Raw genomic sequence first — 19360 nt, 5'->3', positions numbered from 1 at the left:
CCTCAACCCGGCCATTCGACCCCGGCCAGACCCCGCACAAGATCCAGAAACGCGCCGAATTCGGGCTCCCCCTCCCGCTGCGGCGCACGCGACGCGAAACAATAGCGCGTCTCGTTGGCAAACTCGATCTGCACCATCGGCCCATCCGAAAACGCGGGCCGCTCCGCCGCCGTGGCGCAGAGCCGGACAGCCCGGAACGCCTGCCGGATCCGCTCGATCTCCGCCGCGCTCAACACCCGCTCCCCCGCGTCGCGCGGCCGCCACGCCTCGCGCCTCCACAGCCGGACCTCGTGGCGCAGCACAGCCGGGCGCTCATCCACATTCGACAGGACCACAAAGGTCGCATCCCAGGGCCTGGCGACGTAACCCGGATAGAACTGCACCCGCAGCAAGCGCCCTCCGGGCACCAGCGCGTCGGGCAGATGAAAGGATCGCAGCCCCGATCCCGGATCCAGCCCGAAAGCCGGCGTAACCCGGTCCCCCGTCTCCGCCGCCAGTACAGGAAGGGCAAGCCACCACAGCACCATCACAAACCGCCACATCACGCGCCCTCGCCACGCCATCCCGCAACCCCACATTGCGCGCCCCTGGCCGGAACTCCAACCCCCGAAGGCGCCAGACCGCCCATCCCGATCGCCACCCTCCTGGCCCCCCACCTTCCCTCTTCTCCCCAAATGTCCTGCGCGGACCCATGGACACCTCCCCCGGTCCCACCCCTCCACCATCCCCCCGCCCCGACCATGCCAGCCCCCGCAACCCCCTCACCCCTTCATCTGTTCGGAAAATATCCTGCGGGGGTCCGGGGGTGCAAAACCCCCGGTCCCGCCCCCTCCACCATCCCCCCGCCCGGACCATGCCCCCGCACCCTTCACCCCTTCACCTGTTCAAGAAATATCCTGCGGGGGTCCGGGGGTGCAAAACCCCCGGTCCCCCCCCCTCCACCATCCCCCGCCCGGACCATGCCCCCGCACCCCTCACCCCTTCACCTGTTCGAAAAAAATCCTGCGGGGGTCCGGGGGTGAAAAACCCCCGGTCCCGCCCTTTCCACCCGCGACACCATCCCCCGTGACGCGCCCCCTCCCCGATGCTACCTTCCCCCCGTCATGAGTAGCGCCGCGTCCAGACCCCTTCCCCTCTCCGCCTTCGCGGCGGCCACCCTCGCCCCGGTGCCCCTTCTGGCCATGGGCAGCGCCTCTGGCGGTCTCTGGCTCTGGGCGGCGCTGGCCTGGCTGGGGCTCCTGTCGCTGCTGCTCGATCAACTGCTGCCCCTTGTGGATGCCGACCCCGTCGAAGGGGCCGAGTTTCCGGCCGCCGACAGCCTGCTCGTCCTCCTTGGCCTCGTCGCCCTCGCCCTGCCGCCCCTGGCCCTTGCCGGGGCGACGGGCAGCGCCCTGACCCTGCCCGAAAAGGCGGCGCTTGTCTTTTCCACCGGCCTCTGGCTGGGCCAGATCGCCCATCCCGCCGCGCATGAACTGATCCACCGCAGCGACCGCCGCCTGTTCCGCCTGGGCGTGCTGGTCTATTCCTGGATGCTGATCGGCCATCACGCCTCCAGCCACCGCCTCGTGCATCACCGCCATGTCGCAACCCCCGCCGATCCCGCCAGCGCCCCGCGCGGGCGCGGCTTCTGGCGCTACCTGCCGCGTGCCGCACTGGGCGGCTTCCGCGAAGGGCTGCGCGCCGAAACCGCCCTGCGCCGGCGCAGCGCCGCCCCCGGCCTGCATCCCTACCTGCACCATGCCCTCGCCTCGGCCGCCGCCCTCAGCCTCGCCGCCCTGATCGCGGGGCCCCCGGGCATCGCCCTCTGGCTGCTGATCGCGGCCCATGCCCAGCTGCAGATCCACCTTTCCGACTATGTGCAGCACTACGGCCTGATCCGCGCACGCCTGCCCGATGGCCGCGACGAACCCGTCGCCGCGCGCCATTCCTGGAACACGGCGCATTGGTTCTCATCCGCGCTCCTGCTCAACGCGCCGCGCCATTCGGATCACCACAGCCACCCGTCCCGCCCCTATCCCGCCCTGCGCCTGCCCGAGGATGCCCCCCGCCTGCCCTGGCCCCTGCCGCTTGCCGCGGCCATCGCCCTTGTCCCGCCACTCTGGCACCGGCTGATGCGGCCCCATCTCGCCCGCCTCACCCCCCCCGCCCCGCCACCGCCCCCCGGCGACAGCACGGCCTGACTGGCCAAATCCCCCGCGCTCTGGCATGGTCCGCCCATCGGAACGGAGCCGCCATGCGCCTTGCCACCCTCGCCCTCTGCCTCGGCCTCCTTGGCCCGGCCTTCGCCGAAACGCCACTGCAGGTGGCGGATGCCCCCCTCACCGCCCAGGAATTCGAAGCCTATGCCACCGGAAAGACCCTCTCCTACGCGCAGGGCGGCGTGGTCTGGGGGGCCGAGCAATACCTGCCCGGCCGCCGCGTGATCTGGGCCTTCACCGAGGATGATTGCCAATACGGCCACTGGTTCGAGGATCAGGGAAACATCTGCTTCCTCTACGAGGATCAGGACCAGCCGCAATGCTGGCGCTTCTTCCGCGAAACCACCGGCCTGCGCGCCATCTTCATGGGCGCCGATGGCGGCACCTCGCTGTCCGAGGTCGGCCAGAGCGAAACACCCCTCAACTGCCCCGGCCCCGACGTCGGGGTCTGACCCAGATTTCTTCGAAGAAATTTGCAAAAATCTTCCAAGATTTTTGGCCCCTTGCCCGCCCCGCCACTCAGAAGAGCGATCCCTGCTCCGGCCCCTCGCCCGCCTTGCGCGCCCTGGGCCGCCCGCCCAGCGCCAGGCGCCCATCCGTGAACTCGATCTCCAGCACGGCCGCCTTCTCCGCCCCGGCCCTGGACGTGACCACCGCCCCATCGCCCCGCACCACGGCGAAACCGCGCTTCAGCGTCTCGGCATAGCCCAGCGTCATCCGCGTCCGGTCCAGCGCCTCCATCCGCTGCCGCGCCTGTGCGAACCGCACCGCCGGCACCGCCTCCAGCCGCTCGGCCAGCGCGTCCAGCCGCTCGCGCCCCTTCCTGACATCCCGCGCGGCATCGCCCACGATCCGCGCCAGCGACGGGCGCAGCCGCCCCGCCAGCGCGTCCAGCCGCGCGCCCTTGCGCTCGACCGCCCGCTCCGCCAGCACCGCGACCTTCGCCGCCCGCTCCGCCAGATCGCGCCGCCGATGCGCCACCAGCCCCAGCAGCAATTCGGGCCGCACCAGCCCCGCCCGCGCCTCATAGACCTGCCGCTTCCGCGCCGCGGCCATCCCCAGCCCCGCGCCCAGCCGGCCAGACCACAGGTCCATCCGCTGCGCCGCCCCCTGCACCAGCGCCTCGGGTCGCGGCAGGGCGCGGGCGAGGTCGCGCAGGCGCTGCCCGCGCAATCCCACGCCGCTGACCGCCGCCCGCACGGCGCGCGCCCCGAACCCATCCACCGCCGCCAGCAATTCCAGCCGCACCGGCACCGCCATCTCGGCCGCCGCCGTGGGCGTCGGCGCGCGCCGGTCGGCGGCAAAGTCGATCAGCGTCGTATCCGTCTCATGCCCCACGGCGGAAATCAGCGGGATGCGCGACGCCGCCGCCGCGCGCACCACGATCTCCTCGTTGAACCCCCACAGATCCTCCAGCGACCCGCCCCCCCGCGCCACGATGATCAGGTCCGGCCGCGGCACCGCGCCCCCCGGCTCGATCGCGTTGAACCCCCGGATCGCGGCGGCCACCTCCGGCGCGCAGGCCTGCCCCTGCACAGCCACAGGCCAGATCAGCACATGGCGCGGAAAACGGTCGCGCAGGCGATGCAGGATATCCCGGATCACCGCCCCGCTCGGAGACGTGACAACCCCGATCACCCCCGGCAGGAACGGAATTGCCTTCTTGCGATCCGCATCGAACAGCCCCTCCGCCGCCAGCGCCGCCCGCCGCTTCTCCAGCATCGCCATCAGGGCACCGGCCCCTGCAGGGGCCACATCCTCGACGATCAGCTGATATTTCGACTGCCCAGGAAAGGTGGTCATCCGCCCCGTGGCGACAACCTCCATCCCCTCCTCGGGCCGGACCTGCATCCGCGCGACCTGCCCCTTCCAGCTGATCGCCGCAATGACGGACCGGTCATCCTTCAGGTCGAAGTACAGATGCCCCGACGCAGGCCGCGACACCCGCCCCACCTCGCCCCGCACGCGGACAAGGCCGAATTCCCCCTCGATCACCCGCTTCACCGCGCCGGAAAGCTCCGACACGGTATATTCCGGCTGGTTGCCCTGCGGCGGGCTGGGGGTGTCTTCGAACAGGTCCATCTGCATCTCCGTGATCGTGCCCGATGTTAGGTCGCCAAAGCCGCAAGGGAAAGCACCGGGAAGGCGATTTGTGACACACAAATCGCAGCGGAATTTGACGCAAATTCCGCCCCCACCCCGCGCGCCCTCTCCCCCCGATTTCTGCGTGCAGAAATCGTCGCGAAATCTGCGTCAGATTTCGCCTTCCCGCCCCATCCCCTTGCACCACGCCCCCACCCCCCCTATAGCCCCACCCATCCAGCGCAGGGGGCATCCGCCATGAACATCCTCATCCTCGGCAGCGGCGGGCGCGAACATGCCCTCGCCTGGGCGGTCAAGCAGAACCCCAAGACCGACCGCCTCATCGTCGCCCCCGGCAATGCGGGCATCGCGCTCCTCGCCGAATGCGCCGATATCGACATCCTCGATGGCCAGACCGTCGTCACCTTCTGCGAGGAAAACGCCATCGACTTCGTCATCGTCGGGCCAGAGGCCCCCCTCGCCGCAGGCGTGGCCGATGCCACCCGCGCCGCAGGCTTCCTCACCTTCGGCCCCTCGGCGGCAGCCGCCAGGCTCGAAGCCTCCAAATCCTTCACCAAGGACATCTGCGACGCCTGCGCCGCCCCCACCGCCGCCTGGGCGCGCTTCACCGAAGCCCCCCCCGCCCGCGCCTATATCACCGCCAGGGGCGCCCCCATCGTGGTCAAGGCCGACGGCCTCGCCGCAGGCAAGGGCGTCATCGTCGCCATGACCGAGGCCGAGGCCCTCGCCGCCATCGACGACATGTTCGGCGGCGAATTCGGCGCGGCCGGCGCGGAAGTGGTGATCGAGGAATTCATGGCAGGCGAAGAAGCCTCCTTCTTCATCCTCACCGACGGCACCCATGCCCTGCCCATCGGCACCGCGCAGGACCACAAGCGCGTGGGCGATGGCGACACCGGCCCCAACACTGGCGGCATGGGCGCCTACAGCCCCGCCCCCGTCCTGACCGATGCCATCGCACGGCAGGCGATGGAGGACATCGTCCTCCCCACCATCCGCGAAATGGCCCGCCGCGGCACGCCCTATCAGGGCGTCCTCTATGCAGGCCTGATGATCGAGAACGGCCGCGCCCGCCTTGTCGAATACAACGCCCGCTTCGGCGACCCCGAATGCCAGGTGCTGATGATGCGCCTCGGCGCCCAGGCGCTCGACCTCCTGCTCGCCTGCGCCGAGGGCCGCCTCGACCAGGCCCGCGTCAACTGGGCCGATGACCACGCCCTCACCGTCGTCATGGCGACAAGAGGCTACCCCGGCAGCTACGGCAAGGGCAGCATCATCAAGGGCCTCGACACCCTCCCCGAAACTTCGTCCCAGATGGTCTTCCACGCCGGCACCACCGAAAGGGATGGCCAGATCGCCGCCACCGGCGGCCGCGTCCTCAACGTCACCGCCCGCGGCGCAACCCTGGCCGAGGCGCAGGCCCGCGCCTATGCCATGGTCGATGCCATCGACTGGCCCGAAGGCTTCTGCCGCCGCGATATCGGCTGGCGCGCCCTCTAGAACAGGCTCAACTGGTCCCCCGCCCGCGCGGGGGGCCGGAACAGATCGCAGCGCAGCGCGGGCAGGGCCTCCGCCAGCCCCAGCCGCGCCACCGCCTTCGCGAAGCGCTGCCCGATCAATTCGGCGAACAGCCCCTCGCCCCGCATCCGCTTGCCCCACTCGGCATCGTATTCCTTCCCTCCGCGCGCCTCGCGCAGCCGCGCCATGACCTTGGCCGCGCGCCCCGGCTCCGCCACCTCCAGCCAGTCGCGCCACAAACCCGCCACCTCCAAAGGCAGGCGCAGCATGATCCAGCTCGCCCCCACCGCCCCCGCCTCCCGCGCCGCGGCCAGGATCCCCTCCAACTCGTGATCCGTCAGACCGGGGACCACCGGCGCCACCATCACCCGCACCGGCACCCCCGCCGCCGTCAGCCGCCGGATCACCTCCAGCCGCCGCGCGGGCAGCGCAGCGCGCGGCTCCATCCGCCGCGACAGCCCCGCCTCCAGCGTCGTCACCGACACCCCGACCCGCAACAGCCCCTTCGCCGCCATCGGCCCCAGCAAATCCAGATCCCGCTCGATCAACGTCCCCTTCGTGGTGATCGCCAGCGGATGATCGCACCCCGCAAGAACCTCCACCACCTCACGCATCACGCGCCACTCCGCCTCGCAAGGCTGATAGGGGTCGGTATTCGTCCCGATCGCAGTCGGTGCCACCCGATACCCCTTCGCCCGCAACTCCCGCGCCAGCACCGCCCCGATGCCCGGCCGCGCGATCAGCCGCGTCTCGAAATCCAGCCCCGGCGACAGGTTCAGAAAGGCATGGCTGGGCCGGGCGAAACAATAGATGCAGCCATGCTCGCAGCCCCGATAGGGGTTGACCGACCGGTCGAAGGGCAGATCGGGTGATCGGTTGAAACTCAGCGCCGACCGCGCCCGCTCCACCCGCACCTCGGTCCGCAGCAGATGCGCCTCCACCGGCTCCCAGCCATCGGCAACCCCCTCCACCCCATGCGCCTCGAACCGCCCCGCCGCATTCGACAGGGCCCCCCGCGCCCGCAGGCGCCGCCCCGGCAGGATCCCGTCCCCTTGTTCCCCGCGCCAATCCATGCCCCAGCATAGAACATAACGGGAACATCCGCCACCCATAATTCACCGCCGACCCCTTGCTGTCGGCTTTCATCCGGGGCATGTCGCAATCCGAAAAGTCCACATGCCGCTTTCGGCCCATGCAGGCTGGGAACGCATACCCCAAAGGGAACGCCACCATGGCCGACGAAGACGAGATCATCCTTTCCGAACTTTCCGACGACGAACTCGTCCTTCAGATGCATGACGACCTTTACGATGGTCTCAAGGAAGAGATCGAGGAAGGCGTCAACATCCTCATCGAACGCGGCTGGACGCCCTATGACGTCCTGACCAAGGCGCTCGTCGCCGGCATGACGATCGTCGGCGCCGACTTCCGCGATGGCATCCTCTTCGTCCCCGAAGTGCTGCTCGCCGCCAATGCCATGAAGGCCGGTATGCATATCCTCAAGCCGCTTCTGGTGGAAACCGGCGCCCCGCGCATGGGCAAGATGGTCATCGGCACGGTCAAGGGCGATATCCACGACATCGGCAAGAACCTCGTCGCCATGATGATGGAAGGCGCGGGCTTCGAAGTGCTGGATCTCGGCATCAACAACTCGGTCGAGAAATACCTCGAGGCGCTCGAGGCTGAAAAGCCCGATATCCTCGGCATGTCGGCGCTGCTCACCACCACCATGCCCTACATGAAGGTCGTGATCGACACGATGAAGGAAAAGGGCCTGCGCGAGGATTACATCGTCCTCGTCGGCGGCGCGCCCCTGAACGAGGAATTCGGCAAGGCCATCGGGGCCGATGCCTATTGCCGCGATGCCGCCGTGGCGGTGGAAACCGCCAAGCAGTTCGTCGCACGCAAGCACAACCAGATCGGCGCCTGACGCGCCCTTCCCCCGTCCCCCGCGCAACGGCGGGACGGGAACACCCCACTTCCCCCTCCCCCGCCCGCGGGGGAGGGTCGGGGAGGGGGTCGCGCCCCCGCCAAGGACGGACCGCGCATCCCCCGCCGATCACCCTTCCGCGACAGGCCCTTGGCTTTCCCGCCCGACAGGGCCATCTTGAAAGGGAAAGGATGCCGCCCATGATGCCGCTCACCCATTTCCTTGCCCTCATCACCTTCGTGATCCTCGCCGCCGGGGCCACCATCGGCCTGGCCCTCTGGGCCGAACTGCCGCTCGTGGCCCTCGGCCTTGCCGCGCTTGCCGGCAGCCTGATCCTTGGCGCGCGGCAATGGCGCTGACCGACGGCACGCCCCCCCTCGACGACACCACCCTCACCGAACAGGGCCTCGCCCCCGGCGCGCAGGGCGCATCTCCGGGCCGCGTCCTCCTCATCGCCTGCGGCGCGCTGGCCCATGAAATCCTCGCGCTGAAACGGATGAACGGCTGGGACCATCTCGATCTGCAATGCCTGCCCGCCAACCTGCATCTCTGGCCCGACCGCATCCCCGCCGCCGTCGAAGCCGCCGTCGCCCAGCACCGCGCCGCCTATGACGGTATCTTCATCGTCTATGCCGATTGCGGCACAGGCGGCCTCTTGCAGCAAAAGTGCAAGGAACTGGGCGTCGAAATGGTTGAAGGCCCGCATTGCTATTCGTTTTTTGAAGGCAACGCCGCCTTCGCGGCCAAGGCCGAGGACGAATTCACCGCCTTCTACCTGACCGATTTCCTCGTCCGACAGTTCGATGCCTTCGTCTGGCGGCCCATGGGCCTCGACCGGCACCCCGAATTGCGCGACATGTATTTCGGCAATTACACCAAGCTCGTCTATCAGGCCCAGATCGACGATCCCGCGCTGGATGCCCGCGCCCGCGACTGCGCCGCCCGCCTCAACCTCGCCTATGAGCGGAGATTGACCGGTTATGGCGATCTGGCCCCCGCCCTCGCCCGTGTCGCTGGCACCTGACGCGGCGCTCCCCTATCCTGCCGCCAAAGCAGGACAGGCCCCCAGGCAGATGATGACCCCCGAAGATTTCCCCCGCGCCTTCGCCACGGCGTTTTCGGCGCAGGATGCCGCCGCCATCGCCGCCCTGATGGGGGAAGATGCCGATCTCGTCACCCCCACCGGCCAATATGCCGAAGGCCGCCCCGCCATCGAAGCGGCCCTCGCCGCCGAATTCGCGGGCGTCTTCCGCACGGCCCGGCTGGTGAAGGGCAAGCTGCGCCTGCGCGCGCCAGGCCCCGGGGCCGCCCTGATCACCCAGCGCTATGTGGTGACCGGCGCGCAAAACGAAAGCGGGGCAGACCTGCCCCGCTGTGCGCTGGTGCTGACCGCGACCCTCGCCGCCACGCAAGCGGGCTGGCAGGCGCTGGCCGCGCAACTGTCGGTCCTTGCGGATTAGGCGTCAAACCGGCGGAACATCCCGCGGTCGATCTGCCGCTGACGGAATTCCAGGTCCACGCGGTTCGCGGCCCCGTTCAGATACTCCCGCTCCAGCTCTGCCGTCGTGGGGATATGAAAGCTGCGGATGATGTTCCTGACACGTTCAAACATGGTCTTTTTCCTTCTGCCGATGCCCGGAAGATAGGATGCCGCAGCGCAGCATTAAACCGACAGAAGGCCAAAGCCGCCATGCGCGCAGCGCAACGCTCGTCCACAAACCGCATGGATAACCGGCAGTCCCGGCCCCGGCCCGCCTAGGCCAGCAGCAGCGCCCGCGCCGCCTCGCGCGCGGCTTCGGTGACGGTATCCCCCGCCAGCATCCGCGCCACTTCCTCAACCCGCGCCGCGGGATCAAGCGGCGTCACAGTGGACAGCGTCACATCCCCCGCCACCCGCTTCTCCACCCGCCAATGCGATGCCCCCAGCGCCGCCACCTGCGGCGAATGGGTCACCACCAGCACCTGCCCCCCCTCGGCCAATGCCTTCAACCGCCGCCCCACGGCATCCGCCGTGGCCCCGCCCACGCCGCGGTCGATCTCGTCAAAGATCATCGTCAGCCCCGGCGCATCGCCCGTCAGGCACACCTTCAGCGCCAGCAGGAACCGGCTCAACTCGCCCCCCGACGCGATCCGGTTCAGCGGCCCCGACGGCGCGCCCGGATTGGTGGCCACAGTGAAGGTTACCGCATCCACCCCCTCCGGCCCCGGCTCGCCCACCGCGACCTCGGTCGCGAAGACCGCGCGTTCCATCTTCAACGGCGCCAGTTCCGCCGCCATCGCCGCATCCAGCCGCCCCGCCGCCGCCCGCCGTGCCGCCGTCAGGCGCGCGGCCTCGGCCGCATAGGCGGCCTCGGCCTGCACCACCGCCTTGGCCTTGGCGGCAATCCCCGCCTCGCCACTGTCCAGCGCCACCAGCCGCGCCCGCAAGGCATCGGCAAAGCCGCCCAGATCATCCGCCAGCACCCCATGCTTGCGCGCCAGCGCCCGGATCGCGAACAGCCGTTCCTCCAGCGCCTCCAGCTCGGCCGGGTTGAAATCCAGCGCCGCCAGGCACTCCTCCACCCCCTGCTGCGCCTCGCCCAGCTCGATCAGCGCCCGGTCCAGCGCCGCCAGCGCCCCCTCCAGCCGCCCCTCGGCCCGATCCGCCGCGCCCTCCAGCCAGCGGACGGCATCGCGCATCATCCCTTCGGCCCCCTGATCGGACAGCGCCTGATGCGCCCGCGCGATGTCAGTGCGGATCTTCTCCGCCCCCTGCATCAACCGACGCCGCGCATCCAGAACCGCCTCTTCCCCCGGCTCGGGGTTCAGCCTGTCCAGCTCCGCCACGGCATGGCGAAGGAAATCCTCTTCCTTCCGCGCCGCCGCCAGCGCCGCCTCTGCCTCGGCCAGGGTCGCCCGCGCCACCGCCTGCGCCCGCCACGCCGCCCGCACCGCCCCAAGGTCCAGCCCCGCAAAGGCATCCAGCAAGGCCCGATGCCCCCGCGGGTTCAACAGCCCCCGGTCATCATGCTGCCCATGCAACTCCACCAGCGTCTCGGACAGATCGCGCAACACCTCGCCCGACACCCGGCGATCGTTGATCCAGGCCGTCTTGCGCCCGTCCACGCTGTTCACGCGCCGCAGGATCAGCTCGCCATCCTCCGGCTCGATCCCCGCCTCGGCCAGCACCGCCCGGCCCGCATGGCCCTCGGGCAGATCGAACACCGCCGTCACGCTGCCCTGCTCGGCCCCCTGCCGCACCAGTTCCGCCCTTCCCCGCCAGCCCAGCACGAATCCCAGCGCATCCAGCAGGATCGACTTGCCCGCCCCCGTCTCGCCGGTCAGCACATTCAGCCCGGGCCGGAACTCAAGCTCCAGCCGGTCGATGATCAGCACATCCCGAATGTCCAGCGTCCGCAGCACGCGCCAGCCGTAGGATGGGCGCGCCGCCCATCCCCCCCAAAGGTTACAACCATTCGCCCTTGATCATCTGGCGATAGACGGCCCGCAGCCAGCTGTCGCCAACCGCCTCGGGGTTCAGACCCCGGCCCTTCAGCAGGCGGAAGCTGTCGTCATAGAAGGGCGACGACTGATAGTTGTAGCCCAGGATCGCCCCGGCCGTCTGCGCCTCTTGCGTGAAGCCCAGCGCCAGATAGGCCTCCACCAGCCGGTGCAGCGCCTCGGCCGTATGCGTGGTGGTCTGGAAATCCTGCACGACAGAGCGGAACCGGTTGATCGCCGCCGTGTAATTGCCGCGCTTCAGGTAATAGCGCCCGATCTCCATCTCCTTGGCCGCCAGATGATCGAAGGCCAGTTCGAATTTCAGCATCGCCGACCGCGCATAGTCGCTGTCGGGATATTGCTCGATCACGTCGCGCATCCCCGTCAGCGCCTGGAAGGTCACGCCCTGGTCGCGGCCCACATCGTCGATCTGGTCATAATAGCTCAGCGCCATGAGGTAGAGAGCATAGGGCGCGTCCTCGTCGCCCGGATAGAAATCAAGGTAGCGCTGCGACGCGGCCCGCGCCTCTTCGTATTTCTTCGCCTTGTGATAGGCATAGGCCTGCATGATCAGGGCGCGCTTGGCGAATTCGGAATAGGGATACAGCCGTTCCACTTCCTGGAAATAGCGGATCGCCTCATCCGGGCGGCGCACCGATGACAGCTTCAGCTCGCCCTGCTTGAAGATCTCTTCGGCGGTATAGGAATCAAGGGGCCGCTCACGCTGTCCACCGCATGCAACCAGCGCCGAGGCCAGCACCGCCATGCCCAGGAACCGCGCGCCCGACTTCACGCCCGATTTCACGACCGCCATCTTCCGCCTACCCCACGTCATTCCTTCTGCGCGCCGAATGCACCGCCGCGACCGTCTTCTTGCAGTCGTCCTAGCACAGAAAAATCCGGGGCGCAAAACGGCTTTCGCGCTTTCGGCATCCGTCAGGCGCGGCGGGGCAAATCCGCCTCATGCACGCCCACGCCGGGCAGCTTGCACCCCGTCTGCTCGCCCACCTCGACCATGGTCCAGGCATCCGGCGCGGCGAACAGCGCGCGCAGCAGGCGGTTGGTCAGGGCATGGCCCGCGCGCAGGCCGGTATAGCGCCCCAGAATCGGCGCGCCCGCAAGGAACAGGTCGCCCATCGCATCCAGCATCTTGTGCCGCACCGGCTCGTCGCTGTGGCGCAGGCCGCCCGGGCTCAGCACCTGGTCGCCGTCGAACACCACCGCATTCTCCAGCGTGCCACCCAGCGCCAGGCCATTGGCCCGCATCGCATCCACATCCGACTGGCGGCAGAAGGTCCGGCTGTCGGACAATTCGCGCACAAAGGCCCCGTTGGCCAGGCTCATCGTCTTTTCCTGCCGCCCGATCGCGGCTTCGGCAAAGTCGATGCGGAAATCGATCTCAAGGTTCTCGGCCGGATCCAGCCGCGCCATCGCCTCGCCCTCGCGCACCTCGATGGGGCGCAGCACGCGAATGGCCTTCACGGCGGCATCCTGCCCGGTGATCCCCGCCTCAAGGAAGCCCGCCACGAAGGGCATCGCCGATCCGTCCAGGATCGGCACTTCCGGCCCGTCGATCTCGATCAGCGCGTTATGCACGGCACAGCCCGAAAGCGCGGCCATCACATGTTCGATGGTGGAAACCGAAACGCCATGCCCATTGGCCACCAGCGTGCAAAGCCGCGACGGTACCACCAGATCCCAGCGCGCGGCAACCCGCGCCACATCCGGCGCGACATCGCTCCGCAGGAAAACGATCCCATGCCCCACGGGGGCCGGGCGGACGGTCATCCGGACAGGCTGGCCGCCATGAAGGCCAAGCCCGTCAAAGGTGACAGCGGTTTTCAGCGTGCGTTGCAAGGTCCGTTTATCCCGGTCTCGTTTCTTTGTCTGCCCGTCAGGCGCGGCCCCGAACGCATCCAGGATCAGGGCCAGTCTCGCGAAGTCTTAGCTAATTTGCTGCAGTTGCGAACTCAACTCACTCTTTGTGACGGAGTGTGACAAAGGCAGCATTTCGCCAAGCCATTGCTTTCAAAAGAAAAACCCGGCCATATCCGGCCGGGTTTCGCGAATTGTTTCAAGGCTTATCGTAAACCGTCAGTTCGCCTGGCGCCGCAGGAAGGCCGGAATCTCGATCCGTTCCTGATCCGCGCTCAGTTCGGGCTCGTCATCATAGCCCTGCACCTGCGGCTGCTGGCGCACCGCCGCGCCCTGGCTTTCGCCATGGCCGCCACCCGCCATCCGGTTGATCAGCGATCCGATCCCGAAGCGCGGACGCTGGGCCTCGGCGGGCTTGGGGGCCGGGGCATGCACGCGCGGCTGCGCGGCCATCGGGCGCGGCGCCTGCGCCGCGACGCCCGGGGCCTTGCTCACCGCCGCCTGAAGGCGGGCCAGCGCTTCCGGGGTCGGGGTTCCCGGCGCACGCGGACGCGGCGCGACAAAGGCCGCGGCATCCTGATCCATCGGCGGGGTCGGGCGGGCCTGCTGCACCGGCGCGGGCTGCGGGCGATAGGCCGGGGGCGGCAGGTCATCGGCCATGTCCTGCTCGGGCGCAGGCTCGAAGGCCGGGGCCGGATCGAACAGCGAAGGCTCCGGCGCGGCCTGCGGCTGCTGCATCACGGGCTCGGGCTGCGGCGCGGGCGCGGGGGCCGGCATCGGGGCCGGGGCCACATGCTGCACCGAAACCGGCACCTCGCGGCGCGGTTCCTGCGCGGGCTGCAACGGCGCGGCCATGCTGCGGCGGGCCACCGGGGCCTCCTGCTTGGCGGCCTTGCTCACATCGATGCCCGTGGCCACGACCGACACGCGGATCGCGCCTTCCATCGTCTCGTCCAGCGTGGACCCCACGATGATGTTCGCTTCCGGATCCACCTTCTCGCGGATGATATTGGCCGCCTCGTCCAGTTCGAACAGCGTCAGGTCATAGCCGCCGGTGATGTTGATCAGCACGCCCTTGGCGCCGTTCAGGCTGATCTCGTCCAGCAGCGGGTTGGCAATCGCCTTCTCGGCCGCCTGAACCGCGCGGTCATCGCCCTGCGCCTCGCCGGTGCCCATCATGGCCTTGCCCATCTCGTCCATCACCGCGCGCACGTCGGCGAAGTCGAGGTTGATCAGCCCCGGCCGCACCATCAGGTCCGTCACACCCTTCACGCCCTGATACAGCACGTCATCGGCCATGGCGAAGGCCTCGGTGAAGGTCGTCCGCTCATTGGCCAGGCGGAACAGGTTCTGGTTCGGGATGATGATCAGCGTATCGACAACCTTCTGAAGGGACTCGATCCCCTCTTCGGCCTGCTTCATCCGCTTGGAGCCTTCGAACTGGAAGGGCTTGGTGACCACGCCCACCGTCAGCACGCCCAGCTCCCGCGCCGCCTGCGCGATGATCGGGGCCGCACCGGTGCCGGTGCCGCCACCCATCCCTGCCGTGATGAAGCACATATGCGCCCCCGCCAGGTGGTCGACGATCTCCTCGATCGTCTCTTCCGCCGCCGCCGCGCCGACCTGCGGCCGCGCACCCGCGCCCAGCCCCTCGGTCACCTTCAGGCCCATCTGGATCCGCGCATGCGCCCGGCTGTGCTTCAGCGCCTGCGCATCGGTATTGGCCACCACGAACTCGACGCCCTCAAGCTGCTTGTCGATCATGTTGTTGACGGCGTTGCCACCCGCCCCGCCCACACCGAACACGGTGATCCGCGGCTTCAGCTCATCCTGCTGAGAGGTCATCATGAGATTCAGGGTCATCGCCACTCCGCCTGCTGTTCGTTGAGCCGCCGTCTTTTGCCGTCCGGCCATTGGTCGCGCCTGTCCCGGGCGCAGGAATCCGAATTTATCCACGATTCTATCCACAAGGGCGCATCAGGTCACGCGAAAAACGCAAAACTGCCACAAAATATGGGGCAGCGCCCGCAACTTTAAGCGGGATTTCGCCGTCAGCACTGCATCTCGGGTTTACCAGTTGTCCTTGAACCATTTGAACGCCCTCTTCAACGAACGCGCCGGGTAGCGCTCACTCGGAATCTCGAAGTCCCACCACTCGTCCTGCGGATGCGCCGCGAACAGGCACAGCCCCACCGCGCTGGCGAAGGCCGCGCCCGTGGCGGCCTGCGGCAGGCCCTGCACGCGCAGCGGACGGCCCAGCCGCACCTGCTGGCCCAGGATCCGCGCCGCGAGGCCATCCAGCCCCGGGATCTGGCTTGCGCCCCCCGTCAGCACGATCTGCTGGCTCGGCAGATATTCGAACCCCGCCGCATCCAGCCGCACCCGCGCCTCTTCCAGGATCTCTTCCACCCGCGGCCGCATGATCCCGATCAGTTCCGTCCGGCTGATCTGGCGGCGGTCCTTCTCCCAGTCGCCGCTTTCCCCGCCGATCTCGATCATCTCGCGGTCATCCATGCTGGTGGCATGAATGCCGCCATGCTTGGTCTTGATCTTCTCGGCCATGGCCAGCGGGATCTGTAGCCCCTTGGAAATGTCCGACGTCACATGATCCCCGCCCAGACGCACCGAATCCGCATAGATCATGTGCTTCTTCATGAAGATCGAGATGCCGGTCGATCCGCCGCCCATGTCCACACAGGCCGCCCCCAGTTCCTGCTCGTCCTCCACCAGGCTCGACACGCCCGACACATAGGCGGAAGAGGCAATCCCGGCCAGTTCCAGATCACAGCGCTTGATGCAGTACAGCAGGTTCTGCACCACCGCCCCGTCAACCGACAGAAGATGCATGTCACAGGCCAGCCGGTTGCCGATCTGCCCGCGCGGATCGCCAAGGCCCGTGCGATGGTCCAGCGCGAAATTCACCGGCTGCGCATGCAGCACCTCGCGCCCCGGCCCAAGGTCGGGCACATCGCAGGCCGCCAGCACCCGCGCCACATCCTGCTCGGTCACCACCGAATCCTGCAGATCCCACTCGCCCGCCAGCCCATAGCTGCGCGGCTCGGCGCCCGAGAAACAGGCGATCACATGATCCACCCGCACATTGGCCATCTTCTGCGCCGCCTGCACCGCCGTCCGGATCGCGCGCTCCGTCTCGTTCATCACGGCGATCTCGCCGAATTTCACACCGCGCGACCGCGTCGTCGCCGCCCCGATCACCCGGAACGAGGATTGCCCTGCCATCGGCCCCACGCCATCCACCTCGCGCAGCCGCTCCGGCCCGTCAAAGCGCAGGATCAGACAGGCGATCTTCGATGTCCCCACATCCAGCACCGCCACCACGCCGCGCTGCATGGCCGCCCGCCGCATGTGCCGCATCGCCCGCTGGGATTCGTAAAGGCCCGTCATAATTCGCTCCCGCTCACATCAATGCCCTGTGCCTTGCGATGCTCGTTCAGCGCGAATGGCGCCAGCCGCAGCACGGGTCTCTTCTCGTTTCTCAAATCCACACTCAGCACATCCCGCGCCAGCAGGTCCTCGGCCTTGTCCAGCGCCATCAGCCGCTCCACCGCCGCCACCGCGCCCGTCTCGGGCAAAAGCACGCGCTGGTTGCGGTCCAGCACCAGATCCCAGCGCCGCTCACCCATCCGCACCAGGCCCCGCACCCGCGGCAGGATCGCCTGCGCCGCGGCAAAGATCTCCAGCGCCTCGCCCGTCGCCGCCGCGGCACCCTCGCCCGCGATCAGCGGCAGGTCGGGCCGGTCCGTCCGCGCCGCCAGCCCCGCCACGCGATGGCCCGCCTCGTCCAGCATCTCCAGCCGCTCGTCCATGCGCCAAACCAGCACCGGCATCCGCTCGGTGATCAGCACCTGCAACACGCCCCCCGACCGCACGCGCAATTCCGCCCGCGCCACGGCATCCAGCCCCTCGACCCGCGCCCGCACGGCATCAAGGTCGATGTCAAAGGACGACAAGGGCAGCTTCAGCCCGATCCGGTCGCGGATCGCGTCGGTCAGTTCGGGCGACGCCCCCTCGACCGAGACCAGACCCACCATGAATTCCGGGCGGCTCTGGAAGGCCTCCTTCAGATCGCCATAGGCCCCCGCGATGGCCGCGCGCCGATCCGCATCGCTCGCAAACAGGCCCACCGCCGCCGCCAGCAGAAAGACCGGCAGCCCCACCCGCGCCAGCACCCGGAATTGCGGTGTCAGCCACAGCCGCTGCATCCGGTAAGCCCAGCGCGACGGCGCCGGATCGCGGCGCGGCTGGCGATGATAGACACGCGGCTCGGGCCTTATCGATTGCACGATGCATCCTCCACGATCCACCGGCACAGCTCCGGAAAGGACAGGCCCACATGCGCCGCCTGCTCCGGGCTCAGGGAAGTCGGCGTCATCCCCGGCTGGGTATTCGTCTCCAAAAGGATCAGCCCCGCCAACCCCCGCGCCTCGTCCCAGCGGAAATCCGTCCGGCTCAGCCCCCGGCAGCCCAGCGCCCGATGCGCCCGCAGCGCGTAATCGAGGCAGGCCGCCTCGATCTCGGCCGGAATGCGCGCGGGCAGCTCATGGCGGCTGCCGCCGGGCTTGTATTTCGCGTCATAGTCATACCAGCCATCGGTGATGATGTCGGTCACGCACAGCGCCCGGTCCCCCAGCACGCTCACCGTCATCTCGCGCCCCGGCGCATAGGTCTCCACCATCACCTGCGCGGGCATCTCCGCCGCCAGCCGCGGCGCGTTCGACCCCGGATGCACGATATAGACGCCGACCGAAGACCCCTCGTTCACCGGCTTCACGACATAAGGCGCGGCCAGCACATGCCCCGCCTCCACCGCCTCGCGCGGCACCACGACGCTTTCCACGCAAGGCAGCCCCGCCGCGCGATAGGCCTCCTTCGCGCGCTGCTTGTCCATTGCCAGCGCGGAGGCCAGCACCCCCGAATGCGTATAGGGAATGCGCAGCCATTCCAGCATCCCCTGCACGCAGCCATCCTCGCCCCAGCGGCCATGCAGGGCGTTGAAACAGACATCAGGAGAGATCTCGACAAGGCGCGCAGCCAGATCGAGGCCGCAATCGACCTCGACAACCTCATATCCCGCCTCACGCAGTGCCTTGGCGCATTCACGCCCCGTAGACAGAGAGACCTCCCGCTCTGCGGAAAGCCCACCCTTCAACACCGCCACAAGGGGGACGCTTCTGCCCGAACCGCCCGCCATTTACGCCTCAAACCCCGGGTCTTGCGCCCGATTTTCATCTATTCCGCCGCCGGTTCCCCGACGCGCATGATTTCCCATTCTAGCGTGATCCCGCTGTGTTGGAAAACCCTTTTTCGCACCTCTTCGCCCAATCCTTCCAGATCGGCGGCCGTCGCCCCGCCCGCATTGATCAGGAAGTTGGAATGCATCTCGCTCATCTGCGCGCCCCCCCGCCGCGCACCGCGCATTCCGGCCTCGTCGATCACCTTCCAGGCCTTCAATTCATGCGTGTCATCCGAGCGCCCGGTCGAAGACCGCCCCAGCGGATTGCGGAAGGTCGACCCCGCGCTGCGCTCCTTCGTCGGCTGGCTCGCATCGCGCTTGGCGATCTGCTCGGCCATCCGCGCCTCCAGCGCCTCAGGCGCGCCCCGCTCCGCGCGGAACACCGCCGCCACGATCACCCATCCCTCGGGCAGGGTCGATTGCCGATAGCGCAGATGCAGGTCCGCCGCCGGGATCGTCACCATATCCCCCGCCCGCGTCACCGCCCGCACTTCCAGCAGGTGATCGGCGACATAGCTGCCATAGCAGCCCGCATTCATCCGCACCGCGCCCCCGATGCTGCCGGGGATGGTGCGCAGGAAGGTCAGGTCCAGCCCCGCCTCGGCCGCCCGCCGCGCCACATGCGCATCCAGCGCCGCCGCCCCCGCCGTGACCCTGTCCCCCTCGACCGAAATCCCGTTGAACCCCCGCCCCAGCCGGATCACCACGGCGCGCAAGCCCCCGTCGCGCACGATCAGGTTCGATCCCACCCCCATGGGAAAGACCGTCACCCCGGGGTCGAGGTCGCGCAGGAAGGCGGCAAGATCGGCCTCATCGGCAGGCTGGAAGAGGGCATCCGCAGGCCCGCCCACGCGCAGCCATGTCAGATCGGCCAGCGGGCGCGCTTCGGTCAGGGTGCCACGGGGGATGGGATAGTTCTGTGCCATGCCGTCTCCTACCCGCGCCCTGCGCCCGAATGCAAGCCGCGCCAGGCCGGGATGTCCGGGAACCGGGGGGGTGCGG

Annotated in this window: 19 protein-coding genes; 7 read left to right on the top strand and 12 right to left on the bottom strand. The window is 68.7% G+C overall.

Annotated elements, in window-relative coordinates; genetic code table 11:
• Positions 1-2: 2 nt before the first annotated feature.
• Positions 3-542, bottom strand: a complete 540-nt coding sequence (locus tag G5V65_RS03570; RefSeq protein ID WP_165047122.1) for a hypothetical protein — start codon at positions 540-542, stop codon at positions 3-5.
• Between the two features lie 561 nt (positions 543-1103).
• On the opposite strand from G5V65_RS03570, the gene G5V65_RS03565 reads away from it, so the two are divergent.
• Positions 1104-2180 carry an alkane 1-monooxygenase gene (locus G5V65_RS03565; protein ID WP_165047120.1) on the top strand — a complete coding sequence of 359 codons (1077 nt, stop codon included), beginning with the start codon at positions 1104-1106 and terminating at the stop codon, positions 2178-2180.
• 53 nt (positions 2181-2233) lie between these two features.
• The gene (locus G5V65_RS03560; RefSeq protein ID WP_241250422.1) at positions 2234-2650 is read left to right on the top strand and encodes a hypothetical protein; all 417 of its coding nucleotides are present in this window, start codon (positions 2234-2236) and stop codon (positions 2648-2650) included.
• 67 nt (positions 2651-2717) lie between these two features.
• On the opposite strand, the gene xseA is transcribed toward G5V65_RS03560, so the two are convergent.
• Positions 2718-4280: an exodeoxyribonuclease VII large subunit gene (gene xseA, locus G5V65_RS03555; protein ID WP_165047118.1), complete on the bottom strand. Its 1563-nt coding sequence runs from the start codon at positions 4278-4280 to the stop codon at positions 2718-2720.
• A 258-nt stretch (positions 4281-4538) separates the two neighbouring features.
• Here xseA and purD point away from each other — a divergent pair, with 258 nt between their 5' ends.
• Positions 4539-5801, top strand: coding sequence for a phosphoribosylamine--glycine ligase (gene purD, locus G5V65_RS03550; protein ID WP_165047117.1), 1263 nt, complete (start codon positions 4539-4541; stop codon positions 5799-5801).
• Here purD and G5V65_RS03545 read toward each other — a convergent pair.
• Positions 5798-6892: a PA0069 family radical SAM protein gene (locus G5V65_RS03545; RefSeq protein ID WP_165047115.1), complete on the bottom strand. Its 1095-nt coding sequence runs from the start codon at positions 6890-6892 to the stop codon at positions 5798-5800. The two genes, purD and G5V65_RS03545, sit on opposite strands and share 4 nt — an antisense overlap.
• 158 nt (positions 6893-7050) lie before the next feature.
• Between G5V65_RS03545 and G5V65_RS03540 the strand changes: the two genes are divergently transcribed.
• The 4 genes from G5V65_RS03540 to G5V65_RS03525 all read left to right on the top strand — a co-directional run bounded on the left by G5V65_RS03540 (position 7051) and on the right by G5V65_RS03525 (position 9209).
• The gene (locus G5V65_RS03540; protein ID WP_165047114.1) at positions 7051-7749 is read left to right on the top strand and encodes a corrinoid protein; all 699 of its coding nucleotides are present in this window, start codon (positions 7051-7053) and stop codon (positions 7747-7749) included.
• Positions 7750-7949: 200 nt separating this feature from the next.
• Positions 7950-8108: a hypothetical protein gene (locus tag G5V65_RS03535; RefSeq protein ID WP_165046835.1), complete on the top strand. Its 159-nt coding sequence runs from the start codon at positions 7950-7952 to the stop codon at positions 8106-8108.
• Positions 8099-8773 carry a DUF1638 domain-containing protein gene (locus G5V65_RS03530; protein ID WP_165047113.1) on the top strand — a complete coding sequence of 225 codons (675 nt, stop codon included), beginning with the start codon at positions 8099-8101 and terminating at the stop codon, positions 8771-8773. Before G5V65_RS03535 ends, G5V65_RS03530 begins: the two co-directional genes overlap by 10 nt.
• Before the next feature lie 49 nt (positions 8774-8822).
• The gene (locus G5V65_RS03525; RefSeq protein ID WP_165047112.1) at positions 8823-9209 is read left to right on the top strand and encodes an SgcJ/EcaC family oxidoreductase; all 387 of its coding nucleotides are present in this window, start codon (positions 8823-8825) and stop codon (positions 9207-9209) included.
• Here the strand turns inward: G5V65_RS03525 and G5V65_RS03520 are convergent.
• The 9 genes from G5V65_RS03520 to murB form a co-directional block, all read right to left on the bottom strand.
• Positions 9206-9361 carry a DUF3563 domain-containing protein gene (locus G5V65_RS03520; protein WP_165047111.1) on the bottom strand — a complete coding sequence of 52 codons (156 nt, stop codon included), beginning with the start codon at positions 9359-9361 and terminating at the stop codon, positions 9206-9208. The two genes, G5V65_RS03525 and G5V65_RS03520, sit on opposite strands and share 4 nt — an antisense overlap.
• Positions 9362-9504: 143 nt before the next feature.
• A complete protein-coding gene (gene recN, locus G5V65_RS03515) occupies positions 9505-11151 on the bottom strand; it encodes a DNA repair protein RecN (protein WP_165047110.1) in 1647 nt (548 codons plus the stop codon).
• Positions 11152-11194: 43 nt separating this feature from the next.
• On the bottom strand, positions 11195-12043 hold the full coding sequence (locus tag G5V65_RS03510; RefSeq protein WP_165047109.1) for an outer membrane protein assembly factor BamD: 849 nt from the start codon (positions 12041-12043) through the stop codon (positions 11195-11197).
• Between the two features lie 122 nt (positions 12044-12165).
• A complete protein-coding gene (lpxC, locus tag G5V65_RS03505; protein ID WP_165047108.1) occupies positions 12166-13086 on the bottom strand; it encodes a UDP-3-O-acyl-N-acetylglucosamine deacetylase in 921 nt (306 codons plus the stop codon).
• A gap of 237 nt (positions 13087-13323) precedes the next feature.
• Complete coding sequence (ftsZ, locus tag G5V65_RS03500; RefSeq protein ID WP_165047107.1) at positions 13324-14967, bottom strand: cell division protein FtsZ; 1644 nt, start codon at positions 14965-14967, stop codon at positions 13324-13326.
• A 207-nt stretch (positions 14968-15174) separates the two neighbouring features.
• On the bottom strand, positions 15175-16509 hold the full coding sequence (gene ftsA, locus G5V65_RS03495) for a cell division protein FtsA (RefSeq protein ID WP_165047106.1): 1335 nt from the start codon (positions 16507-16509) through the stop codon (positions 15175-15177).
• Positions 16506-17408, bottom strand: a complete 903-nt coding sequence (locus tag G5V65_RS03490) for a cell division protein FtsQ/DivIB (protein ID WP_343162812.1) — start codon at positions 17406-17408, stop codon at positions 16506-16508. Before G5V65_RS03490 ends, ftsA begins: the two co-directional genes overlap by 4 nt.
• Complete coding sequence (locus tag G5V65_RS03485; RefSeq protein ID WP_165047105.1) at positions 17396-18316, bottom strand: D-alanine--D-alanine ligase; 921 nt, start codon at positions 18314-18316, stop codon at positions 17396-17398. The genes G5V65_RS03490 and G5V65_RS03485 overlap by 13 nt, the downstream gene beginning before the upstream one ends.
• Before the next feature lie 38 nt (positions 18317-18354).
• On the bottom strand, positions 18355-19284 hold the full coding sequence (gene murB / locus G5V65_RS03480) for a UDP-N-acetylmuramate dehydrogenase (protein ID WP_165047104.1): 930 nt from the start codon (positions 19282-19284) through the stop codon (positions 18355-18357).
• Positions 19285-19360: the final 76 nt, after the last annotated feature.

It is taken from the genome of Paragemmobacter kunshanensis (assembly GCF_011059185.1).
In the GTDB taxonomy this organism is placed as follows: Bacteria; Pseudomonadota; Alphaproteobacteria; order Rhodobacterales; family Rhodobacteraceae; genus Paragemmobacter; species Paragemmobacter kunshanensis.
Note: the sequence above shows the minus strand (reverse complement) of the source record. Positions and strands in the feature narration are given on the sequence as shown.